The 12614-nt window shown below is 43.6% G+C and carries 9 protein-coding genes; all 9 read right to left on the bottom strand.

What is annotated here, in order from left to right:
- Positions 1-27: 27 nt before the first annotated feature.
- The 9 genes from IGK61_RS00950 to IGK61_RS00910 all read right to left on the bottom strand — a co-directional run bounded on the left by IGK61_RS00950 (position 28) and on the right by IGK61_RS00910 (position 12477).
- Positions 28-1521 (bottom strand): helix-turn-helix domain-containing protein, encoded by a 1494-nt coding sequence (locus tag IGK61_RS00950; RefSeq protein WP_074536633.1) that lies wholly within the window; start codon positions 1519-1521, stop codon positions 28-30.
- 278 nt (positions 1522-1799) lie between these two features.
- Positions 1800-2204 carry a hypothetical protein gene (locus tag IGK61_RS00945; protein WP_074536632.1) on the bottom strand — a complete coding sequence of 135 codons (405 nt, stop codon included), beginning with the start codon at positions 2202-2204 and terminating at the stop codon, positions 1800-1802.
- A 123-nt stretch (positions 2205-2327) separates the two neighbouring features.
- Positions 2328-2621, bottom strand: a complete 294-nt coding sequence (locus IGK61_RS00940; protein ID WP_438844661.1) for an LPXTG cell wall anchor domain-containing protein — start codon at positions 2619-2621, stop codon at positions 2328-2330.
- Between the two features lie 82 nt (positions 2622-2703).
- Complete coding sequence (locus IGK61_RS00935) at positions 2704-3258, bottom strand: hypothetical protein (protein WP_074536630.1); 555 nt, start codon at positions 3256-3258, stop codon at positions 2704-2706.
- Positions 3259-3282: 24 nt separating this feature from the next.
- Positions 3283-3789, bottom strand: a complete 507-nt coding sequence (locus IGK61_RS00930; protein WP_074536629.1) for a hypothetical protein — start codon at positions 3787-3789, stop codon at positions 3283-3285.
- Between the two features lie 18 nt (positions 3790-3807).
- A complete protein-coding gene (locus IGK61_RS00925; protein WP_438844660.1) occupies positions 3808-8448 on the bottom strand; it encodes a hypothetical protein in 4641 nt (1546 codons plus the stop codon).
- Between the two features lie 272 nt (positions 8449-8720).
- On the bottom strand, positions 8721-10262 hold the full coding sequence (locus IGK61_RS00920) for a peptidoglycan DD-metalloendopeptidase family protein (RefSeq protein WP_074536627.1): 1542 nt from the start codon (positions 10260-10262) through the stop codon (positions 8721-8723).
- A gap of 369 nt (positions 10263-10631) precedes the next feature.
- On the bottom strand, positions 10632-12071 hold the full coding sequence (locus tag IGK61_RS00915; protein WP_074536625.1) for a helix-turn-helix domain-containing protein: 1440 nt from the start codon (positions 12069-12071) through the stop codon (positions 10632-10634).
- Positions 12049-12477: a hypothetical protein gene (locus IGK61_RS00910; RefSeq protein WP_074536624.1), complete on the bottom strand. Its 429-nt coding sequence runs from the start codon at positions 12475-12477 to the stop codon at positions 12049-12051. The genes IGK61_RS00915 and IGK61_RS00910 overlap by 23 nt, the downstream gene beginning before the upstream one ends.
- Positions 12478-12614 lie beyond the last annotated feature (137 nt).

Below are 12614 nucleotides of genomic sequence, written 5' to 3'. Positions count from 1 at the left end.
CTCTTTAGGTCAAAACATAATGGGAAACTAGAAGAGGTCTTTTAGGGCAAATTGGCGGGTGACGTTAGGATTGATCCGTTCAAGCAGCCGATTCCAGTCAGAAGAAGACGGGATCGTTTTGAAGACGATACATTCAACGATATCTCGAAATTCAGTCGCATGCTCGGCATAGTTCGTCACTAGCAGATCAATGGTATTTTGTTCTAAATACTGGGCATTGACTTCCCCTGAGTCAGGATAAAAGACTTGATGGGATCGGCTAAAATAGCGGTTAGACCAGCCTTCAATGTACTGAACGATATTGTTATTTCCTTCGAAGATAAAGGCGATATTTTTCCGGGGAAACCAATGACGTTCTCGAACAGATTCGATATAAATCACTAAGTTTGCACAAAAATCCGTCAGATACTCCTCAGAATAAAGGTTGTGGTACTCGCGACTATTTTCTAAAAACTCTCGGTAAGCAGCAAATTCCTTAGGAAAGGTTCTCTTAATAAACGCATTCACATCATAGATATTGCGATTGGCAGAAGTGGATAAGCACTCCTTCAATTTGGCAGAGGTAAAAAAAGATTCGATCAGAATCCGATCTTCTTTGGGCTTTTTCGACGATACCTTCAACATCTGATAAAAATCGTTGGTCAACGTGCGGATCTCTGTCCAATGATTATAAGAAAGACAAAACTTTTGTTCGACGATCACATTTTGCAGTTTTTTCTTTGTGATAATACTAACAAATAAGAAGATAAGTTCATCGTTCGTCAATCGATATTGAAAGTACTTTTCAATGACCCCATTGATTCGTTGAAAATGCATCAGCTGAATACTGTGTCGCAAGGCGTGGTACAATTCAGCGTTGATTTGCACAGTCTTACCTTGCATAAATCGCTCAAGCGAAATATAGAGCAGATACGTGTATTGTGAAAACGAAACGGTGTGGTAACTATTTTTGTCAAACATCCTGCCGATTTCCGTTACTGCCTGCTGGACCGCAGCTGGCGGAAATACAGTATGGGGTGTGCTGTCCGTTTCATAAAAAAAGGTACAGAAGAAATTGCGGATATCTGCTTCTTCCCCAACGATATTCACAGGATCTAATGCTAGCTGGAGATCAAAACGTGCCAGTTGTTCATGAATGCGCTGCAAGTACTTCGATAAGGTACTCTTGGATAAAAACAAGCAGTCCGCCCACTCATCGATCGTCTTTAACTCTCCAATAAAAATATTTTCCAATAAAATAAAGAGCGGTTCATTCGCTAAAAGCGAGGCTTTTTTCTTTTCATACTGTGAATAATCAAATAGTTCAAACGAATAGCCTTGATTGGTGGAAGTGATCAGGATCAGCCCACAGAAATACTCGTTGATCTGACTGATGTCTTTGCCAATCGTCCTCGTGGTACTAGTTGTTACTTCAGCCAATTGACTGGCACTACAAATTTCATTTTTTTCAAATTCACTTAGAATCTGCAGCCATCGGACGGTCGATTTGCTTGTGACAAAACTCAATTGAAAATTTTTCAAACATAAGCTCCTTACTAAAAAGTTTCTTTTTTGCGGCTAAATTACGCATGAAAGGCGCCTAAGCAGTCTCATTATATCGGTTTTCATCCTACATAAAAAATCGGTTTTTTCATAGCCTGATGAAAAAAAGCGTGGGTTCCAGACTACTGTTGTATAACAATTATTTTATCGGCTATTGAAAATAGTGCAAGGATTTCGCTTTTGCTTTCATTAGAGACCACCTAGAGCGGATACGCATCTTGCTTCATGTTTGAAAAAGCTACTGCGTGAAAAACCACCTATGTTTTCTTTATTTGTCTAAATGTGTCTGACATGATGTTTAAAAGCTGCTCATATTGAGATTCTTGACTTGCTTTTTTCACCCGTACGTTAAAGTCTTGCTCAATAAATTGTTTGGGTATCAACTGATCCATTTCTATTTTTGAAAGCCGCTCGGTACACTCCGCTAACAGTTGGTAATCCTTTACGAGTGTTTCAGGTAATTTATATGTTTGTGTAAAAAAGGAATAACTCGCATTCTTTTGAATCGTTAGTGCCACCTGCTTTTGAATCAAATAGTGTAATTTTTCTAATTGCGTATCCGTGACGGATCGTTCACCGTTTCGTTCAAATAATTGACAGTAATAGTCTAAAAATTCACTATTAGCCATCACTGTTTCAAAATCCGTTTTATTTATTCTCATCCGTTGTTCTCCTCTTTCATTTTTCCATCAACACTTGTCATCTTGGATTCGTTTTGACCGAAAAAAAGAAGCAGTTTGGTTGTTGCTACTGCTTCTTTTTTGATTTCGGACAGTCATCTCTTTTTAGTTCCTTCTTAATTGCCTACTACTAAACAAGTAAAAAGAAATGATTAATAAAAATAAACCCACGATTGATGCTATTTTTGCTTGCTCACTTCCCGTTTTAGGTAGTGAGCCTTTGTTAATAGCCGAAACATCTGCGACGATTTTGGTTCTCCCATCGTCTCCAACGGCATCCGAATCTAGCTGTTCTTCATCCAGCTTGTCGTCAGTTTCTCCGATACGCCCTTGGACTTGCACAGAACGAGTGCCTGCATTGCCACTCGCAGTCTGTGCAAAGCTTTGGCTAGGTATCACAAACAAAACAAACAGGAGGACGATTAGTACATATTTCCAATGACCATGTTTACACAGTTCCCTCCTCGCGTTTCCGTTTGTCTTACTCAACCACTGGGGCAAAGTTTAGAACCAATTTAAAACTTGGATTGACCTCTTTTTCATCTTGTTGAGGCGTCGCCGTTCCAGAAAAAGTAAACTCACCTACATTTCCAGATGTTTGATTTGATCCTAATTCAAATAGGTCGGTTTCTAACACATCCACGACTCCATCGGTAATCAAGTCAATCTCATTGACTGCTAATTGTTTGATTGGCTCGATTGTTACCGGGTCAATGACATCCGCCACTGTAGCGATCACTCCTTTTGCAGAATTATTGGTGATCGTATAGGTCGGAGACACGATTTCTTGATGTCCTGATTCTTGCGTCGTATAGAACAAAGCGGTCGTTGGAATCGTTACATTGATCCACTCATTAAGGTCACCAGGGTTTGGTCCAGGGGTTGTGTTGTCAAAGCTGCCGATGATCCCGTTGATTTGAACATCCCCGCTGGTTTCTGCATTGATGGATTGTGTCGTCGCTGCCGCGGTTACACCTCCAGCTAATAAAGTCAATACTGCGATGCTTCCTGATACAATTGCGTTGATTTTTTTCATTTTTCATTCTCCTTTTGATTTCAATTAATTCTGAATTTTTATCGTTATTGCTGCTTCTGTGACTCCTTGTTTTTCATGTGTTTCTGGGTCATAAATGTTGACTGTTGCTGTGGCTGCATATTCGCCTTTTTCTAAGGGTTGAGCAAGCTTAGCAGTCAAAATCTGCTGATTTGGATAAATTGCACCCGAAGAATAGATCATTTCTCCGGTTTCATTTAAATGAATATCCACTGCGATCGGATAGACATTAGTTGCCGGATTGATGATCTCAATGGATCCTTCGCGATCGCCTGCTTCAAAAACCGCAGAAGGATTGATAGTCAGCGTAAAATAATTCGCATCTGCTACCTCTTGCGCTCTTTCAGCTACTTCACGATCGGAAGCATCGCCGATTTCCGGTAAAAGATCGGCGCTGATCACAGGAACATTCACTTGTTGCTGATTCAAGTAATAAAAACCGATACCGCCCAGAAAGGAGAGCAGTAACAAAAGGAAAAACAGCTTATTTCTCTTTGGATTTTCCATTGTCATTACAACCACTCCTTTGTATTATTTAGGAACGAATCTTAAAACAAAGCGATATTGAGGGCGTAGATTGTCCTCGTAGTACCCGCCTTCTTCGTATTCTGAATCAACGATCCAAAGCGGGTAATTGCCGTAAAAGGTTCCGCCTAAGGTCATCGCTGATTGATTGCGGGCAGGCATGGAAAGCAAGTCCGCTTCAGGCATCTGATCGTATAGGCGAACCGTCGCTTGCTCTGTCATTAAATTCAACGCCAACAACGGTTGCGAAATATCTTGTTCTGTCAAGATTGGGTGTTCTTCTTCCGAGTCTGGATCTGGCTCAGCATAATCCAATGGATCTTCTTCCTCTTTCAACAGTACGATCCCAGCAGAATCTTCAAGAATTAGTCGGTTGACTTTGACATCTACCCCTACATACGAGTTGTTGCGGATTTCGTATTCAGGGCTCGTGAAGACACGATTGCTTTCTTGACTGTCATACATTGATTCAAAGAGCATGCGAGTCGGTATCCGCACGGACAGTTGCTCTAAACTACTTGTAACATCGATCCCAACCGTAAACTCATAGGTTTTTCTACCGACTTCTAATACGGCAAAATACGTACCATCTTCCGTCACGTCTGTTGTTAGATTGGTTTTCGCCAGACGAATCTCTTCAGACAAATCTGCATCGCTTAGTACATCGCGTGCCGAAGCTTCACTTTCTTCAACAATCAATTTATGCAATTCTTCTTCCGTGCTCAATTGGTTGATCGTCTGCCGATCGAGGGTGATGTTAAATGCCTGGTATTCTACCCCTTGGATGACGGTTACCTCTACATCAATATCAATGTAAAAATCGTGGTCCGGTTTTGTAAGAAAAACATTCAGCTTGCTGCCCGTTTCTAACCGTTCATTTTCTGCTAGTTTGATCGTAAAGTAGCGATAAAACTGATTTTCATCACGATAATCTCCCCATTGGATCATGCGTTCGCCACTTTCAGAAACCGTCTCATTGGTGATGATCACCGTTTCTCCCTCAGTATTCTGATAAGTGATTCGTGCTTGAGCATCCTCATACATGAACCCGGTGATTTCCGTGGATTGGTCACTCAAGGGATCGATCCGAGCCATCAAGCCTTCCGGTTCAGAAAAGCGTAACCGACTAAAATTGTTGCGGGCGATCGCCGTTTCAATCGGTGTATTATTGCCAGTGGAGGTCACTGACCCCGTTACTGATTCAGCGGTCATCAGAAAAGCCTGCGAAACAGCATTCATTGCGCCTGACCAGACGCCTGCTGGCAACCCATTCGCATTTGTCCCATTATTTCTGTTGATACGGAACACACCAGACAGATTAATAAACTCTTCAGCTGGTGACGAAGCGGCTGTCTGATTCGCCCCTTGCCATAGCGTGAGTTTTTGATGCATCACATTGATGCGTAGCCCATTTGCTAAGAAGTTTGTTTGGGAACGAATCAACCGTTGCAGATTGCCGTTGCTTCCCCCCGACACTGCACTTGGATGCGCTAATTCGAAAGATTTTACATTCGATAGATTCAACTGGGCATTCGCTTGTCGGAAAAACAGCACTGCACTTGACAGGGATTTATTGATCGTCGTTTCAATCAACACCGTTGCATCTTCTCCAACATTAAAGGTACGACCAACATTTACTAAGGGCCGATTCGTAAATTCTGCTGTCGTTCGTTGGTTTTGGTAGCCATCTCTGACAATAAACTCCGCATTTTTCCCAACGTTGATCGTCCCAAAAGCATTGGTTAGATTGAAACCACCAGCACCACCAGTCGCTGTATTCAACCCACGTTCCGTCAATACATTGAGCTTAGCGCCCTCGTCTAAAGTCAAGGTTGAGGTGGCCTGTACTTGGAAAACGCCACCCGATTGGCTAATGTCGAATGTAGAATTTTTGCCAAGGAAGACCGTAGAATTCGCTGAATTCAATAGAATAAAACGTGAATCCGCAGTCGTCCTCGCTCTCGTTGCTTGAAAATCTGCCTCTTCTCCAAGTACAAAGCGTTGTGCGACTCGAATAGAAGCGTAATTGGTTCCTACAGCCGGCGCGGTACTACCACTCGTTGGCTGTGTGTAACGATACGTTCCTTGATCTTCTAAGACGAACGAACGAATTGTATAATTGGCGGTAAACCCCCAACCCGTTTGGATCGTATTGATGGAACGCTTCCCAAGAGATACATCGGTCGTTGTTACCCCACGCAACGCCATTCCTAATTGACTGACTGTCAATTTACTTCCCTCTAATGTCGTAAAGCGTGAACTTGATCCGGTTAAGCGAAAGGCTGGACCATTCACATTGCTGGTTCGTGTGACAGTCACTTCCGCTTCTTCTCGAATCAAAATTTCTGTGGTAAAGGTAAAATATTGCAGATTCAGTGCACTAGTAGACGGTTCAGTCACGTTGATCTTCGCACCTGGTCCTACGTCTAAACGACGCATCGTTGTATTTCCAGTAAACCCGCTTGTTGTATTGAGCGTCACTTCTGATCGTGCCCCAATGAAGGCATCCGAGGAGGTATTTCCAATGACCAATGGTCCTCTTTGCGTTAGATGGATCTGCGCCTCTTCTTCTGTCACAAAACGGGCATTAGCCGAGGAAAACTGCACCATGCCCTGAGTTCCTGTAGAACTGCGGGTGGATGTCAGTTTGGCTCCTCGCTCCATCAGAAAACTACTTTGCACATTGAATCTTGCTACAGCTTGTTGATTGGCCGTGTGCTCTGAAAGCACCATTTCCGCCCCTTGCTTCAAGGTGAAGTTTCTGACTGCAGTGCCGTTGGTGACCCCTCTGCTCAGGGCCGCTTCGACACGACTATTTTCCTCAAAAACAACTTCGGCTTGCTGCGCATGAAGCAAAGCGCCGCGATGGTTTGCTTCCAGTGTACTGTATTTGCCAAAGACGATCCTGCCGCCAGCAAGGTTTAAGCGGATCACAGCATTCGTTGTTAAGGTACTAACCGTTCTTCGTCGTGGAACACTAATGCTGCTGTGCTCGCCGACCGTAAAACGGCTTCTAGCAAAAAAGGTATTGTAGGCGGAACCTGTCGTTGCATTTGTCGGTTCTTGAATGTTCAATGAAACGTGATTCCCAATATCGATCGCATTGACATTGACACTCCCGTTGAAGCCAAAACTATGGGTATTATCGATCACGGCATGGTCGCCGATGGTGATCGTACTGGTGGCGACCCCTGTAAACATGGGGCCTTGTTGTTGAATCGTCGTTTTCGTGTAACTGCCTAATTCAGCAATTGAATTGGCACTTCGCAAGTGAACAAATGCCCCAGTTGTTCCTCCGGAGCGATTCCCCTCAAGGGTGACTGCTTGAGCTTCTGACGAGGCTGCTTCAGTTTTAAATACTCGTCCGATATTGATTGCTGGAAAAGCAGACACAGAGCCAAATTCACTAAAAGTTAGTTTACTACGACTGGCTAAGTGCAGTTCGCCAATTGTTGATGTAGTGTTTCCCGAAAATCCTTGGCCTAACCCACCGTCGAAGTGCGCCCCGTTTTCCAGATGAACGATGCTGTCTTGTGTTGTGTTCGTTACCGTCACAAACATTCCTGTTTGTCGGACGTAGACGTGACTGTCTTGTCCCAGCGTCATCACAGGCGCACTGCCTGTTAGCCGAACGACTGCGCCATTGTTGGCATTGTTGTTCTTTTCCAAGCGAAAATCGGCTTCTTCTGCAAAAACAATTTGATTCGCTTCGAAAAATGGATTCGATCCGCTGCCGGCGATCGTTGCGTGAAAATGATCATTGACCATGATCCGATTGGCAGAAAAGAATACGGGAATCGCTGTTGTACTAGTCGTTAAGCGATTATTCCCCGTGAAGGTGATCGTCGCTTGATTGTTGCTACTGAATCGACCAGTCGCATTGCTGCTCACAAAATTCACGTTCGTAAACAACAGGTTTACCGATCCTTGCGTTTGAACAAGTCCGCCGGCGCTCGTAATATTTGAGAAGGTCAGATTCTCAAATTCTAGTCGTTGTGCACCAAGAAAGACCATCGTGTTTTCAGTATTGTTTTGCGCAGCTGCTTGAGAAATGGTGACTCCTTCATTGCCGCCAGCAAATGTGATAGCTTTTCTGGCGATTCCGCTAATCGGCTCGGTCAATTGCAGACTTTGGAGGAACGTCAGTACAAGATGGGTCTCATCATCAATTGAGCTGTAATTTTGACTGCTGCCGCTCCCTAACGTGTAAGTTTCTCCTAATAAAACTGCTCGGAGATGCTGCTGGTTTTCAATCGTAATATGCAGAACAGCTTCATTTTCAGAAAAAAGTTCTGGTTCTTCCGAATCTTCTGGTTCTTCCCACGAATCGGTTGATTCTACCGTTTCAAGGTCATCATTTTCTGGTTCTGACGGCAGCTGAGAAAACTCATCCGTTTCATTTTCTGGTGCTTCTTGACTGCTTTTATCATTGTTTGAGTTGCTTTCCTGTGTCTCTGGCTGCAACACTTGCTCTGACTGATCATCACTGGCGGTATCATCAGTCTCACTGCTAGGCAGCCAATTTTCCGAATCGGGTGTTCCTGTTGCTTGCGGATCGACCTGCTCACTTAAAACTTCCGTTTCTCCTTCATAAGCTTGGAGAGTTGACGTCGTCAATAAGGGATGCAGTAGTGCAGACAGGCACAAACTAAAAACAATGCTCTTCTTTAATTTCTTTGAAGCAATAGCTCATCCTCCTCTCTCACTTCTTTGATAACAATCACAACCACGTTCCATCTAAACTAGCTTGGAATAGCAACTGTTCTTGTTATGTGAAAAATTATAAAGAATCCGCTTACGCCTTTTTTAAATATTTTTTTTATTTTTGTGAAAAAAATTTTAAAAAGTGGCGATTCTAACAATGACTAGAAAAAGACAAAAAAAGAAAGCATCCATGATACTCTCTTTTTTGACTATTCTTATTTTGTTAAAAAAGCGATTGGATCGACCAATTGCGCTTGGCTCAAGCTAGGCGATGCACTGACTTCAAAGTGCAGGTGTGCGCCTGTGCTATTGCCCGTACTACCCATGAGGGCAATCGTTTCTCCTTGTTCCACTTGTTGACCAACCTTCACAAGGTTCTGTTGATTGTGGGCATAGAGTGTCGTCATCCCGTCCTCATGGAGAATCGCTACATAATTCCCCCAAGAAGGATGAACCTCTGAACGGATGACCGTTCCAGATTGACTCGCCAGGATTGGGGTCCCAAACGCTGCGGCAAAGTCAACACCTCGATGAAAGCTTCCCCAACGTGGACCAAAAGTAGAAGTGACAACGGCTTTTTCAACAGGAAAAAGATACGTCTCACTTGCGGTCACATCAGGTTTTTTCTGATCATAACGGGTCAACGCATAGGCTTCGATCAATGCTTTCAGCTTTTGATCATACGTCGTATCTGTGGCATACCGACCAGTCAAATAGCTGGCAGCCTCTTGATAAGAAGCCGCTTCTGATTTCCATACGCCTTTATAAAAATCAGACTGCTGCCCGACCCCTTCTTTCAACAAGCGAGCATAGTCCATCAATGACTCTTTGTAGCCAGTATATTGGCGGAAAGTTGCTGTGATTGTATAATGATTTCCCGAACCATCATCTTCTTGTGTCCGAAAAGCGACACCCTGTCCCTGATAGGTTCCTTTGATGCCAAAGAGATTGAAGTACGGCGCCTGACTCAGTCTGCTTTGCCCGCCACCTGATTCTAAAATAGCCTGGGCAATCATGACAGAAGCGTACAAATCATTTTTCAAGCCGATTTCCCGAGCATCTTCGCCGATTTCTTGGATAAAATCCCACACTTCTTTTACTGGTGTGACCGTCAAGCTCGTTTCGCTGCCTTGCTGCGGTGTCGGATCGGATTGACTTGGCCCGCTTGGAGCTTGGGTACTTGGTGGCATGATCGGTGACACAGCCGCCGGTGTTGCTTGACTTGCTTCACTGTTTGCTTCTGGTGTCGGTTTCGTTTCTACAGGTTTTGACGGTTTGGGCTTCTCTGGCTGCGTTTCAGGTTTGGGTGCTACAGGCTGTGTTGGTTCTTCTGGTTTGGGTGCTGGCGTTGGTTCTTCTGGCTGAGAAGGCTCTGGCTTACTCGGTAGCCCTGGCTCTGGCTCTGGTTCTGGTTCTGGTTTCGGTGCTGGCGTCGGTTCTGGCTCTGGCGTCGGTTGGGGATTTGAAGTTGGTTCTTCGGTTTGCTCCGTACCCTCCGGCGCTGTCTCAGATCCTTCTGGTACACTTTCTACAGGTGCCGATCCTTGCTCAGAATCGGACACTTGTCCTTCCACTGCTGGAGCAGTTTCTTCGCTAGTCACTTCTGTGCTGCTACTGTCACTTGCTTGTGCAGCTGTTTCTGATGTTTGGGCAACGATCGTACTTTCCGATGCAACAACCGCAGCTGAAACTGGCACACCAGCTAAAAGTTGTCCGCAAACCAAAAGAAGCGCTACCCCTTTTTGCGAATGCTTCATAGGCGAAATCCTTTCTCTTCCTTTTTCCTCTTAACAACCTCTATTGAAAAAACATCTTGCCATCCAATTAGTAAATAAATATCAATTCTCTTTTATTATACTACGCTTCGTTTTTTCGACTCAAGCAAATGACTCCCTTGCTTGTCAACGAGAACGAGTTGTTGGAAGAATGGGTCTACTGATAAAGGACCACGTTTTGCATCCAACGCATTGTCGATCCTCGGCTTCAGCAGTTTTTTTGTGTTGCCTAAGATCCTCTGGCGTCATCAGAAAAAAACACTGTTTTTCAAATGGGTGGCTGCCAGTTGAAAAACAGTGTTTCAATCGTTTTTTTTGTCCTTTGCTTTCAATCTTGTACTGAGTGCCTCCCTATTCGTACTTCATTTTTCGCAAATCGAGGATTTTTTCTGTGAGAATCGCCCAATCTGTCGGCCTTGGTGGTGTTAACCAGCAAACTTGATCGATGCTGCTGTTTTCTGCCAAAACAATATCCGAAAGTATCAAATCGGTTTGCAACGTGGGGCTACGTTGGAATAAAATATTCAGATTGACGATACGGGAAATCGATTCTTTAATAAAGTGATTGTAGGCTTCCCCGAATGAAAAGTCGACGCAGACATACAATGGTTCAATAATTTCATTCATCGGAATCGTGGTAACTAGTAAGAGCAAGTAACGATAAAATAAAAATTCCTTTGCTTCCCATAGAACCTGCTCCTTTTTATTTTTTTCCAAAAATGTCCGACACCATTCCACATATTCAGGATACGCTTCGAAAAAGTACGTCACCTCTGTCATCGTATACTTGTATTTCACGTACAAAGGAAAATGAACCAACTCATAGTGGATCTTCATTAGCTGATCTTTTAGGCGAACCTCATATTGGCGACTGTTTTCTTTCAATCGTGGCGTCAAAAAATCCATAAACAGCTGATTGAAGCGAAGAATCTCTGGGCAAGAGTCTTGCATGAACCGTTCCTCCTCAAGCCAACCTTCCACAATCAAATAGTTTAACAATCCGAGACTTTCTTGTTTGATGAAATCTTCCTCCATGGTCTTTCTACTGCGCAACCATGTTTGTATCGTTGGAAGTTTCTGGCTCGCCACTTGATTTGCTAAAGAAGTGTTTGAAAGTTTCGCTAAATAATGCTGATTTCGAATTCGAACCGTCACAATCCCTAAATATATCTTCAATCGTAAAGCCAGAGACGAAGAATAGTTATCGGAAAAAGCTGACCCGAAAAAGAGTTGCGCAAAATGATTGATTTCTTTCGCGCTCTGAAGGGTCCGTAATGGGTCTAAGCGCTTCATCATACTAAAAAAAAGCAAGGCAACTTCTCGGATGCGCCATTCATCCCCTACTAACTTAAACTCTTTATTGATGTCAATCGCCAATGCCTGCAGCGCTTTTTTCAGCTCCTTAAATTCATTATAAACGGTTGTATGACTTAAAAAGTGATCCAAAGCAAAGCTGTTGATGGAATGGAGGCGTTCACAAAAAATGGCCGTAAACAGTGAAAATTTGATAGATTTCTCAGCATAGTAAGAAAAGAGGAGCTCAGAAGTAAATCGCCCATTTGTGTGCAGTTCTATTGTCTCACCATCCCAGCTGAGTGCTACTTCTTTTTGTAAGCCAGACTGAACGAAATCAGCAGCTAATTCTTCTACCGTTTTGCCTACTAAAAATGGAGACATGCCTAAACGATCCATCATTTGCTCCCTCGATCGTGTCATGAAGGGCGCATGCTCCAGTTCTTTGTAAACACTCAACTTACGCTGATCTTTTTTATTCAAAAACGTTGTAAACACAAATGGAAGCCTCCTCGCCTCGTTGTCCATAAAGGGTGATTCCAGATAACACCATGCTGAGCTGACCATGATAGGTCATCGGGTAGTTGCTTCGCATCATCTGATCGGTCATCTTTTGGGAAGCTGGTGCCATCTTTCCCTTCTCAAAAACCTCCTCTAGCATGATTCGCTGGAAGGACTCGACAGATGGTCTCGCTCTTTCTGCGGAGAAGTCATTTTCGTGTTCGGGTTGTTTTTCATCAATCAAAGAAGCAGCATCGGCGGATCGATCAGCAAAATCGGACATGTTTTTTACTATATTGACTTGGGAACCAAAAGAATGTTCTATATGAGGAAAAGCCAGTGGAACCTTCACCATCCCCAATACAACATAGGTACTTGCTAAAAAAATAATTCGACGGTCCATTTCTTTTTCCTCCTTTATGTATGATTTTTGGCAATTGGTTTCTCAGGTCCTTGCTATACTTACCGTGAACGATTGATATTCCCGGAAATGTTTTGCTGGTAGTCAGAGCCTTCAAGGCACTGTGGCAAGAACGCCTA

This window comes from Enterococcus sp. AZ063, assembly GCF_051715045.1.
Lineage (GTDB): Bacteria > Bacillota > Bacilli > Lactobacillales > Enterococcaceae > Enterococcus_D > Enterococcus_D casseliflavus.
This window is presented reverse-complemented; position numbering and strand designations above follow the sequence as displayed.